13 protein-coding genes are annotated in these 15,914 nt (G+C 26.7%); 4 read left to right on the top strand and 9 right to left on the bottom strand.

What is annotated here, in order from left to right:
- Position 1 precedes the first annotated feature (1 nt).
- From AVBRAN12654_RS01585 to AVBRAN12654_RS01625, 9 genes are all read right to left on the bottom strand, one after another.
- A complete protein-coding gene (locus tag AVBRAN12654_RS01585) occupies positions 2–877 on the bottom strand; it encodes an aspartate carbamoyltransferase catalytic subunit (RefSeq protein WP_214120028.1) in 876 nt (291 codons plus the stop codon).
- Positions 878–1,055: 178 nt separating this feature from the next.
- Positions 1,056–3,134 (bottom strand): RNA degradosome polyphosphate kinase, encoded by a 2,079-nt coding sequence (locus AVBRAN12654_RS01590; RefSeq protein WP_214149729.1) that lies wholly within the window; start codon positions 3,132–3,134, stop codon positions 1,056–1,058.
- A 9-nt stretch (positions 3,135–3,143) separates the two neighbouring features.
- On the bottom strand, positions 3,144–4,148 hold the full coding sequence (mnmA, locus tag AVBRAN12654_RS01595; RefSeq protein WP_336613808.1) for a tRNA 2-thiouridine(34) synthase MnmA: 1,005 nt from the start codon (positions 4,146–4,148) through the stop codon (positions 3,144–3,146).
- Positions 4,145–5,326 (bottom strand): aminofutalosine deaminase family hydrolase, encoded by a 1,182-nt coding sequence (mqnF, locus tag AVBRAN12654_RS01600; RefSeq protein WP_336613809.1) that lies wholly within the window; start codon positions 5,324–5,326, stop codon positions 4,145–4,147. The genes mnmA and mqnF overlap by 4 nt, the downstream gene beginning before the upstream one ends.
- Positions 5,327–5,457: 131 nt before the next feature.
- Positions 5,458–6,120 carry a Type 1 glutamine amidotransferase-like domain-containing protein gene (locus AVBRAN12654_RS01605; RefSeq protein WP_214116644.1) on the bottom strand — a complete coding sequence of 221 codons (663 nt, stop codon included), beginning with the start codon at positions 6,118–6,120 and terminating at the stop codon, positions 5,458–5,460.
- Between the two features lie 12 nt (positions 6,121–6,132).
- Positions 6,133–7,419 carry a porin family protein gene (locus tag AVBRAN12654_RS01610; protein WP_336613810.1) on the bottom strand — a complete coding sequence of 429 codons (1,287 nt, stop codon included), beginning with the start codon at positions 7,417–7,419 and terminating at the stop codon, positions 6,133–6,135.
- Positions 7,416–8,309 (bottom strand): FecR family protein, encoded by an 894-nt coding sequence (locus AVBRAN12654_RS01615; RefSeq protein ID WP_336613811.1) that lies wholly within the window; start codon positions 8,307–8,309, stop codon positions 7,416–7,418. The genes AVBRAN12654_RS01610 and AVBRAN12654_RS01615 overlap by 4 nt, the downstream gene beginning before the upstream one ends.
- Before the next feature lie 14 nt (positions 8,310–8,323).
- On the bottom strand, positions 8,324–8,890 hold the full coding sequence (locus AVBRAN12654_RS01620) for a FecR family protein (protein ID WP_336613812.1): 567 nt from the start codon (positions 8,888–8,890) through the stop codon (positions 8,324–8,326).
- A gap of 169 nt (positions 8,891–9,059) precedes the next feature.
- The gene (locus tag AVBRAN12654_RS01625; protein WP_336613813.1) at positions 9,060–12,605 is read right to left on the bottom strand and encodes an autotransporter outer membrane beta-barrel domain-containing protein; all 3,546 of its coding nucleotides are present in this window, start codon (positions 12,603–12,605) and stop codon (positions 9,060–9,062) included.
- A 90-nt stretch (positions 12,606–12,695) separates the two neighbouring features.
- On the opposite strand from AVBRAN12654_RS01625, the gene lpxB reads away from it, so the two are divergent.
- The 4 genes from lpxB to AVBRAN12654_RS01645 are packed head-to-tail and all read left to right on the top strand — an operon-like array spanning position 12,696 to position 15,910.
- Positions 12,696–13,751, top strand: a complete 1,056-nt coding sequence (lpxB, locus tag AVBRAN12654_RS01630; RefSeq protein ID WP_214120310.1) for a lipid-A-disaccharide synthase — start codon at positions 12,696–12,698, stop codon at positions 13,749–13,751.
- A gap of 4 nt (positions 13,752–13,755) precedes the next feature.
- Positions 13,756–14,235 carry a transcription elongation factor GreA gene (gene greA, locus AVBRAN12654_RS01635; RefSeq protein ID WP_239802743.1) on the top strand — a complete coding sequence of 160 codons (480 nt, stop codon included), beginning with the start codon at positions 13,756–13,758 and terminating at the stop codon, positions 14,233–14,235.
- Positions 14,235–14,963, top strand: a complete 729-nt coding sequence (locus tag AVBRAN12654_RS01640) for a UDP-2,3-diacylglucosamine diphosphatase (protein ID WP_336612266.1) — start codon at positions 14,235–14,237, stop codon at positions 14,961–14,963. The genes greA and AVBRAN12654_RS01640 overlap by 1 nt, the downstream gene beginning before the upstream one ends.
- 2 nt (positions 14,964–14,965) lie before the next feature.
- A complete protein-coding gene (locus AVBRAN12654_RS01645; protein WP_214120312.1) occupies positions 14,966–15,910 on the top strand; it encodes a chemotaxis protein in 945 nt (314 codons plus the stop codon).
- The last annotated feature ends 4 nt before the right edge of the window (positions 15,911–15,914 follow it).

The following is a 15,914-nucleotide window of genomic DNA, read 5'->3' on the forward strand; positions in this document are numbered from 1 at the left end:
TTTAAATCCTTTCATACACATAATCAAGTATTGCCATTCTAGCAAATACACCATTACTCATTTGGGTAAAAATCTTTGATTTTTCACATTCAACCAAACAACTATCAATCTCTACTCCACGATTAATTGGGGCTGGGTGCATTATGATTGCATCATTTTTTAATCTTTTATAATTATTAGTTGTAAGTGCAAAAGATTTTCTATATTTTTCTAAATCTAATTCGTTTTTATCGTGTCTTTCGTGTTGAATGCGTAAAAGCATACAAACATCAACCTCATCTATAATTTCATCTAATTTATAGTATTCATTATAAGAATTATCTTGATAAATAGGAGGTGCAGCTAAAAATACTTTAGCTCCAAGTCTTTCAAGCGCATCTTTATTTGATTTTGCTACACGAGAATTTTTTATATCTCCAACTATTGCTATTTTTAAACCATTAAAAGTATTAAAATGCTCATAAATCGTTACTAAATCAAGCAAACATTGAGATGGGTGTGCTCCACTTCCATCACCTGCATTAACCACTTTAGCATTCAGTCCTACTAAATCATCAAAATAATTATTTTGTTTATGTCTAATTACTAAAACGCTAGTTCCAAGACTTTCAAAAGTCTTGCAAGTATCATATAAACTCTCGCCTTTATTTACACTTGAACTACTAGCAGAAAAATTAAGCACTCTAAAGCCAAGCTTAAGCTCAGCAACTTCAAAACTTGTCCTTGTTCTTGTAGAATCTTCAAAAAATAAATTAGCTATGATTTGATTTTCATAATTTTTAAAAAAGCCATCGTGTTGTTTGTAATACAAAGCTTTTTTTATAAGCGTATAAAAATCATCATTGCTAAGATTTTTAGTTGTTAAATAATCACGCATTGTCCTTCTCCCACGAGAGTAAGGCCTAACCGCCATTAGAAAACAATTTTAAATAAAGGGGATTGTATAAGTGAAGTTCAAAAAAATCTGTCAATAATAATATTTTAAACTTAAAATAAAATTAATTTTTATAAATTTTAGTAAAAATATATTTTAGGAATTTAAATTCCTAAAATATTTAATTCTCTCTAAAGAATTTTTGTGCCATTTGATTGGCTTTTGCTTTATCACGACCTTTTTTAAAGCTTTTATAAATTCCACTTACATAGTTTTCAAAAGTTTCTTGAGAATCAAGAGCCTTTTCATCTTTTTCTATCTTGGTATAAATTCCATTCTCATCAAGCGTGTAAGCTAATTGATTATCACTTAATTGAAGTCTTAAAATCTCTGCTAATTTAGCGTGCAAACTCTCATTTAATATAGGTGTCATTAGTTCAAGCCTACGCTCAAGATTTCTTGGCATCATATCAGCACTGCTTATATAATATTGTGGAGTTGCGTGTTTAAAATAAAAAATCCTAGCGTGTTCAAGATATTTTCCAACTATACTTCTTACTCTTATATTTTCGCTAAATCCTTTAAGATTTGGCTTAAGACAACAAATCCCACGAACTATTAAATCAATGCTTACACCTTTGTTTGACGCTTCATAAAGTGCTTTTATAATGTCTTCATCAACAAGCGAGTTCATCTTCATAATAATTTCACCCTTTTTACCTGCTAGGCTTTCAGTTTTTATCATTTTTAAAATCTGCTCTTTTATCTGAAACGGGCTCATTGATAGAGTTTTTAAGCGTTTATTTTTGCAATAGCCTGTAAGTATGTTAAAAAACGCTGTAATATCAGTATTTGCTATATCAAAATTAGATGTAAAAAAGCTAATATCAGTATATACTTTAGCAGTTGCTGCGTTATAATTACCCGTGCCTAAATGTGCGTAGAATTTAAGCGTGCCATCGTCTAATTGGCGAATTACTTGAGTGATTTTTGCATGCACTTTAAACCCTGCTATTCCATATACTACATGAGCTCCTGCGTTTTCTAATTCTTTTGCCCAATAAAGGTTATTTTCTTCATCAAAACGAGCCTTTAATTCAACCATAACCGTAACTTGCTTTCCATCATTAGCGGCGTCCATTAAAGCCTTAATAATTTGCGAGTTTTTTTCTAAGCGATATAGGGTCATTCTAATTGATATTACTTTTGAATCCTTACTAGCTTCTTTGATAAAACTTGCAACTGGGTCAAAACTCTCATAAGGCTGATAACATAAAATATCTTGCTTATCAATTACTTCAAATACACTTACATTCTCATCAAATGGTGGCAAAATCTTAGGCACATAAGAAGCATTGCATAAATGACTTAATTGCTTATTATTTACGATTTGTAGCATTGATGATAGGGCTAATGGGGTTTTGTATTCGTAAATATCTTTATTAAATACTTTTAAATGTATGCTTAAAAAGTTTTTAATCTCTTCACTAGCACCGCTTTCAATTTGAATTCTAACATAAGCACCTTTTCTTCTAAGTTTTAAGCCTTGCTCAAGTAGCATCATAAAATCATCTGCTTCTTCTTCCTCAATTATAATATCAGCATTCCTAGTTACTCTAAAAGCTGCACTTTCTACCATAGTAAAACCTGGGAAAATATCTTCTAAATGCTCTTTTACCACGCTTTCAATAGGAACGAAAAGCCCCCTATCAGCTTCAAAAAATCTAGGCAATACTCTAGGAATTCTAACCATAGCGAATTTATCGTGCTTTTCATCTTCGCTTTTTAACTTAACAGCTAGTGAGAAAGATAGGTTATTAAGTGGTGGAAATGGGTGCGTTGAATCTACTGCAATAGGAACAATTACTGGCATTATGGTGCTAAAGAAATATTCTTTAGCTTTGCCTTTTTGATTTCTTGTTAAATCATTATAAGTTTTAAGCTCCACACCCACTTTTGCTAATTCGCTCATTATAGAAAAATAATTTTGTTCTAAAGTGTCTTTTTCTGCGTGTAAATATTCACGAATAGCGTTTAATTGCTCTAATGGTGGTAGTTCATTTTGTGGCACTACTCCTGCTGCAAAAAGTTGCTTAAGTCCAGCAACTCTAATCATATAAAACTCATCTAAATTCGTGCAATATATACTAATAAATCTTAATTTTTCTAATAAGGGTATTTTTTTATTGCACTGATCAAGCACCCTTGAATTAAACTTAAGCCACGATAATTCTCTATTAAAAACCAATTCCTTCTTCATTAATTATCCTTAATTTATAAAACCACTTGCTACTACTAAATCACCTTGATAAAATACTGCTAATTGTCCTTTTGCTAAAGCATATACGCTTTCTTCTAATAATACCTTTTTTTCATTTTTTAGCAATTTACAAGGCACTTCTTTAGTGTTATATCTGATTTTTACCTTGCAATCAATCTCATCAAAATCACAAAAAGCATTTACATTTTTTAATTGAAATTCTTTTACAAATAATTCTTCTTTTGAACCTACTATTATTACATTTTCTTTCGCATCAATTTCTAATACATAATGTGGAGTTAATGCACCTTTTACACTAAAACCACGCCTTTTACCGATAGTATAATGCATATAGCCTTCGTGCTCTCCTACAACTTCGCCCTTAGTATTTTTTACTAAGCCTTTTTGATTAACTTTTACATAATCTTTTAGAATATCGGTGTAATTTGTGGTTACAAAACATATTTCAGAGCTTTCTTTTTGTTCGCTGATTGATTTTAACATAGGGATTTTTAGTGCTTGTTCTTTTATGTCTTTTTTAAATTTATCCCCTAGTGGAAAAAGCACATCATTTAAGCTTTCTTTATTTACATTTGCTAGAAAATATGTTTGGTCTTTGCTTAAATCTACGGCTTTTTTAAGCATATTGTTTTCTATTTGAGCGTAATGTCCTGTAGCTAACTTTGCATTTTTGCTTTTAGCATAGTCTAATAATGCTCCTAGTTTTATTTTTTGATTGCATAAAGCACAAGGATTTGGAGTAAATCCATCTTCATAAGTCTTAATAAATGGATTAAAAACTGCTTTGCTAAATTCATCGGTAAAATCAATAATATCATAAGAAATTCCTAAAAAATCAGCCACTCTTTGTCCATTTTCTATATTTTTTTCGTGATAGTTTAAACGATTGTGTAATTTCATATAAACACCACTTACATTAAAACCTTTTTCTTTAAGCATAAGAGCTGTATAAGAGCTATCAACCCCACCACTCATTGCTAAAACTACATTCATATAATTTCCTTTCCATCTAAATACATATTTTTTATTTTATTCGTTCTTAAAATTATTTGAGCTAATACATTATCCTTATCATAGCCAAAATCATCTAGTAAGATAAAATCTGCCTTAGCACCATTACTTAAAGGCTTTAAGCCATTTAAAAATAAATGAGAATTATCAAAACAAGCCGCCTTATAAATTATGTAAGCTAATTCGTTTAATTCAAATTCATTATGAGTAAATATAAAAGCTCTTAGCTCATCAAACATATTTAAACTATTATTTGAGCTAAGCCCATCTGTGCCTATGCTAAGATTTAAATCATTTGCTAAAAGATTTTTAAGCCTAATTGCACGAGAGCCTAAAAATCTATTTGATTTAGGACAAGTCGTGATTATATGATGAGATTTAAAAATACTAAAATCATCAACATAATTACAATGAGTAAAAATAGCTCTTAAATCATCAAATCCACTTAAAAAATCCTTAGTAATTAAACTAGGATTAAATCTAGCTAAATAATTGCTTAAAGCATTACTTTTGCCTTGCAAATACTCCTTTTCATAAGCACTTTCTAAAAAATGTGTGCTGATTAATAAATCATTTTTCTTAGCAAAATTAAGTGCGTATTCATAAGTCTTATCGCAAATTGAGTAAGGACTATGCAATGATATATGATTATTAAGGTTTGAAAATCTTGAAAATCTCTCTTCAAAACTCTTAATATTGTTTTTTAAAGTTTCATCATTAGCACCTAAAATCTCGTGAAAAATAATGCTTTTTATCTTGCTATTTGATAAGATTTCTAGGTTTGCTCCAAAACTTGAAATTTCGCCTAGATACCCTACCCCGCTTTGCATTAGAATTTCAATTTGTCTATTAATCTCTTTACTTAATAAATCTTTATTTATCGCTTCACGATTTTTGATAATGCTCTCAAGCCATTTTGCAAAATCTCCATAATAAAGCTTAGATAGACAAAACTCTAAATGTGAATGCAAATTGCACAATACAGGGCTTAAAATATATTCGCTTTTATCAATTATTTGAGCGTTTTTGTATTCACTTAAAGCCTTGTTAAAATCACATATTTTAATAATCTCTTCATCAAATACTAAAGCTTTATTAGTTTGTAAAAATTCATCTTGGCTAAAGTCTAAAATAGCCTTAGTTTTCATAATTTTAATCATTTTTTTCCTTTATGAAATATTACGAAACTTTTTTTAATAAATGTTGTTAAAAATAGCAAATCGGATAATAAAAATCCTTTTTAGATAAAAATTTAATCCATAATTTAAATTCTTTTGATTAAAAATATGTATTAAAGCTTGATAAAATCACCAATTTTAAAGTATTGCTCATAATATTCAGATAATTTTAAAACCCCTTCATTACCCATTACTAAGGCACTATCATTATGAATTTTAAGAGCAGAACCATATGGCAGAGCAAAAACAGAAGAATTTTGATTTAGCTTAAAATATTCATAAAGCTTCATTGAATATTCCCTATCTTGAGGGATATATTCAGTGATTATTTGGTATTTTAAAATACCTAAAGCTTGCAAATTACTAGGATACAATATAGGTAAATCATTACAAGTTTTAATATCTTCTGATAATACACTAGCCCCAGCACCCCAACCAGCATAGGTTATAGAATTTTCTATTTTATCTTTTAAAATATCTAATAAATTTAGCTTTTGCAATCTATGTAAAAGAACAAATAAATTACCGCCACTTACTAATATCCCATCGCTATCGTTTAATATATTAATAGGGTCATTGTGTATAGAAACTATTTTTGAGTTTATTTTATTTTTAAGAGTTTTTTCGTATTCATCAAATCCATCAATTACTTGAGCATAAGGAACTAGAGCTATTTGTTTAGTTTTAGCAAAAAAATCATTTAATATACTAGCACACCAATCAAAAGAATCTAAGTTTTTATATCTATCGCTGCTTAATAATAAAATATTTCTCATACTATTTTCCTTTTAAAACTCATATCTATAATTAATCATACTTGTATAATTTAAACTATCATAAAAATTATGATTTGAATTTTGCTTATCATAAATCAAAGCGAAACTCAAAGATTGATTATAATCTAATTTATAATCAAAAATACTAGAAATAACTATTTCATTATCTTTTCTTTTTGAATAATAAGATGAATCAACCTTTTTATAAATTGTATGATTATAACCAAAACTTGGCTTAAAACTAACTTTATTTAATATAGGAATAATAGCCCCGATTTTTATACCATAATTTTTAAAATCAGAATTAGCACTAAAACTATCTTTTGCATTTTCTAAATCATAATTTAAATTAAAATAATAAATATTATCATTATATGCAAAAACATTATTAAGACCTAAAGAATGATGAATAAAATTAGAATCTTTATCCATACTATCAGCAAATATTCCTTTAGATAAATCATAAGAAATTAAATATAAATAATTATCATTTACATTATTTTCATAATTAATACCAATATTTAAACTATGCAAAAACGCAGCTCTTCTAAGTAATACAAAATCATAACTAGCATTTAGAGTAATTTTGTGATTATCCCTTACATAGCTTGGATTAATTGCTAATGTTAATACATTTAAATCAGGGTAATTTTCGCTTTTATTTTTTAAATATTTTTTATTATTTAAACTCGCATAAAGCTCTGCAAAATAATTATTTCCTAAATCTAAATTATAAGCACCATCTATATTAAAATTAAAACTTAAAGAACCACTTGCTTTTTCATTTTTAAAATTTCTAATCTTCTCACCAACAAAATCAGTGAAATTATCATTGCCATAAAGCGGGTTTGTATCATAAGCAAAACCCAAATTAAGCCCTATAAAATAAGGCTTAGCAACTTCTTTTGTAAAATTATCTAAATTATTTAGCATATTATTAATTCTAACTTTTTGAGTAGAACTTAAATCCAAATTATTTAGCATATAATTTAATTCATCTCTCATAAGCTCTGGATTATTATTTTCATAATACAAATTAGCTATTGAAAATCTAGCTTCAATATTGTTTTCATTAATAATTAAAACCCTATCGTAAGCTGCAATTGCTTCTTTTGTATCTTTTAATTTTTCAGCACTTTTTGCTAAAATTAGGTTAAGTTTTTCATCACTACAATCAATCTCACATTGAGCTTTAGCTAATTCTAAAGCTTTTTTATAATTTTTCTTATTAAACTCATCTATATAATTAGCAAAAGCAAGAGAGCTTATTAAAAATGATAAAATAATCTTTTTTATCATTTTTGAACTCCGTAAGTAGAATTTCTTTGCCTATTGTTTTGATAGTCTTTACCATTTAAATATCCCTTATTTGCATAATTTATTTTATTTTGTATGCAATAAGTATTGCCATTACATATTTTAATAATATCTTTAGATATTGAATTAGTATCTAAATCCCTTATTCTTTCATTATTGTATTTATAATTATTTTTATAATCTTGATAATTTTTATTTTGATAATATTCTTGTTTTGCTTTTATCATTTCTTCTTTAGAATTTAAAAACTCATTAAAACTTTCGCTATTTTTATAAGATTGTTTAGTATTTACTTGACTTTCTTTACCTGTATTAATAGTTTCAAATTCCTTAGGCACTATCTTTTCAATCTTAATAACCTTATCATTATCAAATCTTAATTGATTTCCTGCTTGAACTAAAGAAGTTTTATTACCTACTTTAACATCTATTGCACCTTCTAAACAACCTACTTTATCAACCTTTCCAAGACTTCCAACAAACACGGTTCCTCTAATTCCAATCGTTGCTGTTTTTGCTTGAAATTCAAAATTCTTTCTAGCTATTTTTGAAATATTTCCTGATATTACTTTAAAATGTCCGTTATTTACTTCAAGACTTACTTTTGATTTTTTACCATCAATTACATAATCTTTAATATTTAAAGTTGTATTTTTACCTAGCGTAACTATTGTATTATCTATGAATTTAATTTGTAATTTTGCATTATTTTTTGTGATTATTTTGTCATTTTCTTCTAAAATATCATTTGTTTTTGCAATTCTTTCTTTGTTGTCACTTAAAATTACAACATCTCCTCTTAATGTAACTATTTTTCCAATATTTGCGAAAAGTGAGCTTGCTAAAAACACAATTAAAGATATTTTGTTCATATTTTCTCCTATTTTTATAATTTGATTACATTAAAACTACTTGGTTTTAATTTTTCTAATTTGATAATTCCTAAATTTTTATAGTGTAATCTCTCTCCTTTTTTTAAATTATATTTTTTACCGCCTACTCCAACTTCAATTTCTCCTGAAACACAATCAACAAAACCATTATTAACATCTCCACTAAATCTAGTTCCACGAATGCCAATGGTCGCTGTATTTGCTTGGAAAGTAAAGTTTTGTCTAGCTAGCTTAGAAATCTCTCCACTTACTAAATCGTAGCTTCCTTTTTTAGCTTTCAAATTCACTTTAGAATTTGCTCCATTAATTAAATATTTATTGATTTGTAAAGTTGAGTTTTTACCTAAAGTAAGAGTAGTATTATCTATAAATTTTATTTGAACTTTTGCATTATTTTTAGTAAGAATAATATCGTTTTCTAATAGCTCATAATTTTTATGATTTACATTAATTGTTGATTGATTTCTTAAAACCTCAACATCTCCTACATAATTTACAATACTTCCAACATTAGCAACTAATGAAATTGAAAAAAACACCAATAAAAGCAAAATACGCATAATAAGTCCTTTTTTAAGATTTAATCAGTGATTTTATGATATTAACTTTAATTATAAATTAAAAATATATTAAATAAAAAATATAATCAAAAGTAAATTTTATTTATAAAATAATAAATTTATAAATAATTCATCACAATAATTTTTATCTTATTGTGATGAAAGAAGATTAGAAGTTATATCTATATACTAGGTTAAAGCTATAATCTATGTTTAGATTACCACCGAATGTTTTTTCAAATTCTAAGCCTATATTTGAACGATTATTTAGCTTATAAGAGCTTGATAAATTAACAAATACTCTTGAATCTCTTTTACCATTATTAATACTTATAGTATCTAAATCTTTTATAGTTTTCTTAGAATTATTTACCAAATCGCTAGCAAGTCCAACGCCTGCTCTAAGTGATAAATCATTTTTATTAAAACCTGTAAAAATAGCTGTTTTTAAATTAAGTGGGACAAAAGAATCTGATTGTAAATATAATTTTTTATCACTGCTTGTTAATTCTTGCTTACTTACATAACCTGTTATTAATTCAATTTGTGGTTCTAAATAAAAATTATTAAAATCTTTTCTATATCCAATCTCAGCACTAGCTAAAAAAGTATAAGAATTATTTGGTTTTAAAGAATTTGTAACTTCGTTTTGATTTTTAACATATAAATTAAAATCATTTTTATAATTTATATATTTTGCTATTACATCAAAATACAATCCATTATCATATATAGTGCTAGAGTATGCTCCAAAACCATAACCTTTTATACTGCCATCTAAATTATCACTTAAACTATATTTACTAGCATTAAAAATAAGCCCTGTGTAATTTACATAATTATTGCCTTGATTTAATTTATCAGCACCTAATTGCATTTCATAAAACTTAGTCTTGTTTGCGTGTTCGTAAGAGCTTTGACCTGTATAAGCTCTAAACCAAATTCCAGCATTTGCATCTGTGTTATTTCTTAATTCTCCCATTCTTTTTTGCAAGTTATTCCATTCTAATACATAGCTAAAAAATACTTGATTTAACGAGCTATCAATCATTTGTGTAACTTCTTTATTTTCTTGAACGAAGAAATAATCTTTAACACTAGGCTTATTTAAATCATCGTTAGGTTTAGGTTCTGGCTTTGTTTCTGGCTTTGTTTCTGGCTTTGTTTCTGGCACAATAGGAGTTGTATTTTCAATATCTTCTTTATTTACCTTTACTAAATACCAATTAGCTTTGCCATTTTCATTAACAAACTCAACATTAGGTGTATAAATACTGATATTTTCTTTATAATCAAGTGCTTTTAAATAATCATTATTAATAGTATTATTAGTATTTACAAGACTTGCTAATAAAAACTTATTAGCATTAGCTAAATCAGGTTTAATCATAAAAGTATTTTGCCCACCTAGTGTGCTTATACTTGATGTTAGAGTATTGTTTAAACTAAACATAAAATTAGTCTTGCTAGCATTTAAATTAGCTACATTTATATTTGCATCAATATTTGCATTATTTAGCTTTAAAGTAGAATTATTATCTTCTGTGATTATAGAACCACTAAAATTAGAATTATTCATAATGCTAAGAGTTGAATTATTTTTTAATTTCACATTTGCAGTCACTTCAATATCTTTTGCAATTGAATTAAATTCATTAGCAAAAGAAGTAAATACTAAAGAGCTATTTATATGATTTGCATCGTATTTATCAAGATAAATCAAATTCTCTCCTATACTAAGATTTGATTTATCTAAAGTAATATTACCTGATGTTAAATTGCTATGTTTTAATATTTTAAAGGTTGAATTATTTAGATTTATATTATTTATTTTGCTTGTTCTATTTTCGTATTCATCTTGAGTATTTGTATTAGGAGCAGTATTTACACCTAAAGAATTAGCTAAAGATTGATTTAGAAAATAAGAATGCTCTAAAGGATGACCTTGTAATATCGTAGTTCCACCATTTACACTTAATTCATCAGCTTTTATTTCTCCATCAAATACAAAAGTCTTAGAATTATTCAGTTTTAAATCAATATTATCGCTAATTTGTCCGTGATAAATACCTATATCATTAGTGTTATTTATACTTAGAGTTGATTTTTTAGAATTTGAATTAATAATCTTAGTTCTAAAATCATTTGCTTGAATTTTATCAAAACTTAAATCAACTCCATTTAAATCCAAATATCCACCATTAAAAACTAAATTAGCATTATTAATTTGATTTGCATTAGTTATTTTTAGCCCTGCATTGTTTAGAAGATAAATTGAACTAAACGCTTTATTGCTTGTATTTAAAATCGTTAGCCCTTCGCCACTTCTTAATCCACCTGCACTTTCTTTGCTAATTTCTAGCGTTCCTTTTCCCATTTTATGCAAATTATCATTAGCTGCTGTTTTTGCATTAAAATTAAGTGTCTTACCATCATCTATCACAACTCCGCCCAATAAAACTTCTTCGCCATTTAAAGTAGAATTATCTTTAAAATAAAACACACTTGAGCCAAAATTTTCATTATTGTTTAAAGCAATACTTGCAGCTTTACTAAATACTAAATCTTTATTATTTTCATTATATTTATCTTTAATATTTGAATATATATCATTTGAATTATAAGAATTACCACTTAAAGTAGCAGTAAAATCATTCTTAAAATCATTAATTATAAAACTATTTATAAGGGCATATTTTGTATAAGAGCAAGTTGTATTATCATCACCACAATCGCTTCTACTAACTACTCCAATTACTAGCCATTCTTTTTTCAAATTATCCCATACATAAATAGCACTTCCACTATCTCCTGGAGCTGAAGTATTTGAAAAATCAAGCCTTACATCTTTATAATAATCCTTTGCACTTAAATGTAAATATCCTGTTTCTATTTTGCTTTTATCTTCATCTACATATAAAATTCCACCGGTTAAAAATTCTGAAGGATCAGCTACTTTTTTAGGAAAAATATTTGTATTAATATTACCAATTTTTTGAATTCCACTACCTGTTCTTGCATATACGCTAAATCTTTCTGGATTATTTAAAATTTCACCTTTTCCTATATTATCATCATCTTTTTCACCGCTTGTTTTAATATATTCTTTATAAGCTTTAATATCCCACTCACTAGAGCTATTCTTGACAAAATACTTATCTTGATATATTACATTTTGGTCGTTTTTTAATTTTTCACTAACATTTGTGTTTTTAAAATAAAATTCTTTATCAATTAGCTTTGCACTTTCATTGATATTTAATTTACTCATTTTAATTACAGCAAAATCTTTTAAATCATCAACTTGAACTAATTCACTACAAGAGTTATTCCATTTAAAATAATCTTTAAAATTTGTATCACTTGCTACTACTTTTGATTTTACTAAGCCAAATTCATATTCTTTATCTTTTTTTATTAAATCATTTCTATATGTAGGACTAATCATATGAGCTGCAGTGATTGCAAAAGAGCCACCTATATTAGTAAGCTCACCCATCAAATCTCCTGTAGTATTTGCTGCATTAAAACTTGGCATAGGAACTTTAAAATCAATAGTTTTTCCATAAATATCTGTAACTTCTATATTATTACCTACTTTAAACTTGCCTTTATTATTTCCAAAATCTAAATAATCTTGATAAGCAAAATTAGGATTTACAACACCTGCAAATAAATTAACACTAAGTAAAATGGCACTATATTTGATTTTCATAGTGGCTCCTTATATTAAAATTATGTTTTATAATAATATCAATATACTTTAAATTCTCTTTAAAGAATAATTTTTATTAAAGGAAAAAATATGAAATTATTAAGCATAGCTTTAGAAAATTCTGCAAATTCTCATCTAAAACATATATTAAAAAAATTAGATAATATAGAATTATACGGTATTTATGATATTAATTTAAAAAATGAAATTCCTATTTTAAATTCTAATAATTATTGTGATTTTACAGAATTTAATGCTATGGGTTTTGTGCAGATTTTGCCACTTATTTTAAAAGCAAAAAAAGCTATAAAAGATTTGGTTCAAATAGCACTTAATGACAAAATTGAAAAGATTTTATTAATTGATTCTCCTGCTTTTAATATACCATTTGCAAAAGCCTTAAGAAAAGCAGGTTTTAAAGGCAAAATTATTTATTTTATCTTGCCACAAGTTTGGGCTTGGAAAAAAGGTAGGATTAAGGTAGTTGAGAGTTTATGTGATGAATTAGTTGGGATTTTACCTTTTGAAAATCAGTATTTTAAAAAATCTCATTATTTTGGAAATCCAAGTAATGAAGCATTGAAAGATTATTTTAAAGAAAACTCAAATTCTAAAAAATTAATAGCCTTTTTACCAGGTTCAAGAAAAAGCGAAATCAAATCTTTAATGCCGATTTTTAGGAATTTAAAACAAGATTTTAAAGACTATGAATGCGTAGTTTGTGTGCCAAATTTTTTAAAAGATAGATTAGATTTATATGAAGATTTAAGCGGCTTTACTATCTCATATGATACTAAGGCTACTTTAAAAGAATGCGAGTTTGCTTATATTTGCAGCGGGACTGCAAGTCTTGAAGCAGGGCTAATCGGAAATGCTTTTTGTTTATGTTATAAGGCTAAAATGATTGATTATTTCATAGCAAAAACTTTAGTAAAAATCAAATTTATTGGACTTTGTAATATTATTTTTGATAAGCTTAATTTGGGCGAATTTCATAAAGAATTCATTCAAAATTTAGATAAGACAGAGTTATTAAAAGCATTTGAAAATGCGAATAAAGATGAATTTTTAGAAAAATCAAAAAAATTAAGAGAATTAACTAAAGGTGAAATAGCAAATAATTTAGCAAAATTAATCAAGGAGTAATAATATGGAAATGATGACACAAAAAGGATATGAAAAATTATTTAAAGAATTAGAGCATTTAAAGGTAGTTGAGCGTCCTAATGTGGTAAAAGAAATTGATATTGCAAGGTCTCACGGAGATTTAAAAGAAAATGCTGAATATCACGCAGCAAGAGAAAAACAAAGCTTTTTAGAAGGCAAAATCGCAGAACTTAGCGAAATTTTAGCAAATGCTAAGATAGTAAATCCAGCAGAATTTAATCACGATAAAGTAAGATTTGGTAGCACGGTTTTGATAATGGATTTAAATACAGAAGAAGAAAAAACATTTAGCATAGTAGGAAATAGTGAAAGCGATTTAGATAAAGGCTATATCAGTATAAACTCACCTATAGCAAAAGCTATGATAGGTAAAGTTGAAGGCGATGAGTTTAATGTAGTATTACCTAAAGGTAAAGCTAGTTATGAAATACTTGAAATTTATTATAAAGAGCTTGATATTTAATGCTTGTATTAAAAGAAGGAGCAATTTTTATAGCCGATGTGCATTATGATAGCACTAGGCTTGATTTTGTAGATTTTATAGATTTTTTAAAAAAGACTAATCCACCACAAGTAATACTTCTAGGAGATATTTTTAATCTTTTAATAGGTGGAATTTCAAGTTGTAAAAACGATAATTTAGATATTATAAAAGCATTAGATGATTTAGCTTTAAAAATAGAAATTATTTATTTTGAAGGAAATCATGATTTTAATTTAACTAAGCTTTTTAACAATGTAAAAATCATTAAAAATCAACCAATTTTAGCAACTTATAACGATAAGATTTTTGCTATATCTCACGGAGATATATTCTTGCCAATCATCACCCAAATAGCTTTAAGATTTTTAAGATTTAGCTTTGTAATTTTTATATTAAATTTATTAAATATTTTAAGTTTTGATAAAATTTATCAAAAGATTTGCAATCAACAAAAGGTAAAAAAGCTATATAAAAAATTAGATTTTTTTAAAAAATTAATGGAATTTAGAATTAAAAAATATAAAAGTTTTTTTATAAAAAAAGGCGTAAATATTGATTATATAATAGAAGGGCACTTTCATCAAGGAGATGAGTATTGCTTAGAAAATATAAAATATAAGAATTTAGAAGCTTTTGCAAATGACCGAAGTTTTTTTATACTAGAATATGGCTTTATAAAAAAATATAACTTACCCAGAAAGGAGTAAATATGGCAGAAGATAAAGTCTTAAAGGCTGATTCTAATGAAATGGAACTTGTAGATTTTCGTATCTATAAACAAGGACAACATAAAGTCTATGAAGGAATTTATGGAGTTAATGTTGCTAAAGTTAAAGAAATCATAAAAATACCTGCACTTACAGAATTACCAGGTGTTCCTGAATATATTGAGGGAGTATTTGATTTAAGAGGAGTTGTAATTCCTGTAATAAATTTAGCTAAATGGATGAATATAATTGAGCCAAAAGATATGGTATTAAAACCTAGAATTATTATTGCTGAATTTTCAAATATTATGATAGGTTTTATAGTTCATGAAGCAAAAAGAATTAGAAGAATTAATGCAAGTGATATTAGAGGTTCTGATTTTTCAACAAATACAGGCGGATTTGATAAAAGTCAAATAACAGGAATTGCTAAGATTGAAAATGATGAAGTTTTATTAATCTTAGACCTTGAAAGAATTGTTGAAGAGCTTGGAATTTACTCTCCAAAAATTGATATAGAAGAAAAAGAAATCAAAAAAATGACAGGAACAGCTGTTGTATTAGATGATAGCTCAACTGCTAGAAAATTAGTTCGCGATGCACTTGATAAAATGGGCTTTAAAGTAATTGAAGCAAAAGATGGTGTAGATGGACTTAATAAAATGAATGAACTTTATGAAGCATACAAAGGCGATATTGCTAATCAAGTAAAAGTTATTATTAGTGATGTTGAAATGCCACAAATGGACGGATTCCACTTCGCTTCAAGAGTTAGAGAAGATATTAGATTTAAAGGTATTCCAATTATCTTCAACTCATCTTTAAGTAATGAATTTTCAACTCTTAAGAGTAAAGATGTAGGTGGAGATGCCTTTTTAACCAAATTTGATGCTAATGTATTTTACAAAGAAGTATCAAGAGTAATTGAATCATATATTAAAAAGTAAGGAG

Origin of the sequence: Campylobacter sp. RM12654 (genome assembly GCF_020137585.1) — a bacterium.
Classification (GTDB): Bacteria; Campylobacterota; Campylobacteria; order Campylobacterales; family Campylobacteraceae; genus Campylobacter_E.

Excerpts from the sequence above, each read along its gene's own strand:
- AVBRAN12654_RS01585 (WP_214120028.1), bottom strand. The coding sequence starts at position 877 with ATGCGTGATTATTTAACAACTAAAAATCTTAGCAATGATGATTTTTAT.
- AVBRAN12654_RS01590 (WP_214149729.1), bottom strand. The coding sequence starts at position 3,134 with ATGAAGAAGGAATTGGTTTTTAATAGAGAATTATCGTGGCTTAAGTTT.
- mnmA (WP_336613808.1), bottom strand. The coding sequence starts at position 4,148 with ATGAATGTAGTTTTAGCAATGAGTGGTGGGGTTGATAGCTCTTATACA.
- mqnF (WP_336613809.1), bottom strand. The coding sequence starts at position 5,326 with ATGATTAAAATTATGAAAACTAAGGCTATTTTAGACTTTAGCCAAGAT.
- AVBRAN12654_RS01605 (WP_214116644.1), bottom strand. The coding sequence starts at position 6,120 with ATGAGAAATATTTTATTATTAAGCAGCGATAGATATAAAAACTTAGAT.
- AVBRAN12654_RS01610 (WP_336613810.1), bottom strand. The coding sequence starts at position 7,419 with ATGATAAAAAAGATTATTTTATCATTTTTAATAAGCTCTCTTGCTTTT.
- AVBRAN12654_RS01615 (WP_336613811.1), bottom strand. The coding sequence starts at position 8,309 with ATGAACAAAATATCTTTAATTGTGTTTTTAGCAAGCTCACTTTTCGCA.
- AVBRAN12654_RS01620 (WP_336613812.1), bottom strand. The coding sequence starts at position 8,890 with ATGCGTATTTTGCTTTTATTGGTGTTTTTTTCAATTTCATTAGTTGCT.
- AVBRAN12654_RS01625 (WP_336613813.1), bottom strand. The coding sequence starts at position 12,605 with ATGAAAATCAAATATAGTGCCATTTTACTTAGTGTTAATTTATTTGCA.
- lpxB (WP_214120310.1), top strand. The coding sequence starts at position 12,696 with ATGAAATTATTAAGCATAGCTTTAGAAAATTCTGCAAATTCTCATCTA.
- greA (WP_239802743.1), top strand. The coding sequence starts at position 13,756 with ATGGAAATGATGACACAAAAAGGATATGAAAAATTATTTAAAGAATTA.
- AVBRAN12654_RS01640 (WP_336612266.1), top strand. The coding sequence starts at position 14,235 with ATGCTTGTATTAAAAGAAGGAGCAATTTTTATAGCCGATGTGCATTAT.
- AVBRAN12654_RS01645 (WP_214120312.1), top strand. The coding sequence starts at position 14,966 with ATGGCAGAAGATAAAGTCTTAAAGGCTGATTCTAATGAAATGGAACTT.